Origin of the sequence: Vibrio sp. V03_P4A6T147 (assembly GCF_002241085.1) — a bacterium.
Lineage (GTDB): Bacteria > Pseudomonadota > Gammaproteobacteria > Enterobacterales > Vibrionaceae > Vibrio > Vibrio anguillarum.
The window spans coordinates 1-2088 of record NZ_NDIO01000337.1; the positions used below are offsets into that span (position 1 = coordinate 1).

The window sequence follows — 2088 nt, forward strand, 5'->3', positions numbered from 1 at the left end:
ATTATGATGCGCGCCTCAATTGTGTATAGCGACAGGTCGTAAGATAGGCATCCCTATAGACCAAGGTGGGAGAAAAACAGACGTTGAACGTAAAAAAATCAGTAGGAAAACCAGTAGTTCGTCTTTCTGGTATCAGTAAAAGTTTCGATGGTAAGGAAATCATTGGCAACCTAAACCTTGATGTTAATCATGGCGAATTCTTAACGATACTTGGTCCTTCTGGCTGTGGTAAAACAACAGTACTAAGAATGATTGCAGGTTTTGAAACCGCAGATCAAGGTTCAATTACTCTTGATAATCAAGATGTTACAAAAGTTCCTGCTGAACAGAGACACGTTAACACCGTCTTTCAAAGCTATGCACTTTTCCCACATATGACAGTATTTGAAAATGTCGCGTTTGGTTTGCGTATGCAAAAAGTGCCAACGACGGACATTGAACCCCGTGTGATGGAAGCACTGCGGATGGTACGTCTCGACGCGATGGCCCAGCGTAAACCAAGTCAACTTTCTGGTGGTCAACAACAACGTATCGCGATCGCGCGTGCCGTTGTTAATAAACCTAAGGTTCTGTTGCTAGACGAATCTTTATCCGCGCTTGACTATAAACTGCGTAAGCAGATGCAAATGGAGCTTAAGCAGCTTCAACGTCAGCTTGGGATCACCTTTATCTTCGTTACGCACGATCAAGAAGAAGCCTTATCAATGTCGGATCGCATTATTGTTATGCGTGAAGGGAAAATTGAGCAAGATGGCTCTCCACGTGAAATTTACGAAGACCCTAAAAACCTATTTGTTGCTCGCTTCATCGGTGAGATCAACGTATTTAATGCTGAAACGATTGAACGAATTGACGATAAGCGTATTCGTGCACATATCGAAGGTGTTGAAGCGGTAGTTTACCACGATCAAAATGTACAACCCGGACACAAACTACAAGTTTTGCTGCGTCCTGAAGATCTTCGCATCGAAGAGATTAAAGAGTCAGAAGAAAAAGGCATTGTTGGACACGTGACAGAACGTACCTACAAAGGCATGACTCTAGAATCTGTAGTCGAATTGGAAGAATCAGGCATGCGCGTGACGGTTAGCGAATTCTTTAACGAAGATGATCCTGATGTGGACCATTCTCTCGGCCAGAAAGTCGCTATCACTTGGGTTGAAAGCTGGGAGGTAGTACTCGATGATGAGCAAGAAGCTTAATCTTCAAAATGCTATTATCACATTGATTGTTGGGTGGTTAGTGCTGTTTGTGCTAATCCCTAACGTTATGATCATTGGTACTAGCTTTTTGACTCGCGATGAAGCCAACTTAATTGAAATGACCTTCACGCTTGATAACTATACACGCTTATTGGATCCACTTTACGCCAAAGTGCTCATGCACTCTTTCTATATGGCAATTGTGGCTACCCTTCTCTGCTTGGTTATTGGTTATCCATTTGCTTACATTGTCGCAAAAATGCCACAAAAATGGCGTCCAATTATGCTGTTTTTGGTGATTGTTCCTTTTTGGACGAACTCTCTTATCCGTACCTACGGATTAAAAATAGTGCTGGGTACGCAAGGCATCCTAAACCAAGCTTTAATGGCTTTAGACATCATAGACAAACCACTGCGTATTATGTACACCGAGACAGCGGTAATGATTGGCTTGGTTTACATCTTGCTGCCTTTTATGATTCTTCCGCTCTATTCTGCTATTGAAAAATTGGACGATACCTACATTGAAGCCGCGAGAGATCTAGGGGCAAATAAGCTTCAAACTTTGCTCAAGGTAGTATTGCCATTGACCATGCCGGGTATCATCGGGGGCTGCTTGTTGGTGTTACTGCCAGCATTAGGTATGTTCTATATTGCTGACTTACTCGGTGGCGCGAAAAACCTGCTGATTGGTAACGTGATTAAGAGCCAAGTATTGAATGCTCGTGATTGGCCATTCGGCGCCGCGACCAGCATTGCCTTGACTCTGGCGATGGCTGTAATGCTTTATGCATACTATCGTGCTGGTAAGTTATTGAATAAGAAAGTGGAGCTAGACTAATGGGCAAAACAGTTAGATTTAGCTTTATGAGTTTAGTGTATGTAT

General features: G+C 42.9%; 2 protein-coding genes. Both read left to right on the forward strand.

Going from position 1 to position 2088, the window contains the following annotated elements; all coding sequences use genetic code 11:
- Positions 1-65: 65 nt before the first annotated feature.
- Positions 66-1202, forward strand: a complete 1137-nt coding sequence (potA, locus tag B9J84_RS13115; RefSeq protein WP_017047640.1) for a spermidine/putrescine ABC transporter ATP-binding protein PotA — start codon at positions 66-68, stop codon at positions 1200-1202.
- Positions 1186-2043, forward strand: coding sequence for a spermidine/putrescine ABC transporter permease PotB (potB, locus tag B9J84_RS13120; RefSeq protein ID WP_026027331.1), 858 nt, complete (start codon positions 1186-1188; stop codon positions 2041-2043). Before potA ends, potB begins: the two co-directional genes overlap by 17 nt.
- Positions 2044-2088: the final 45 nt, after the last annotated feature.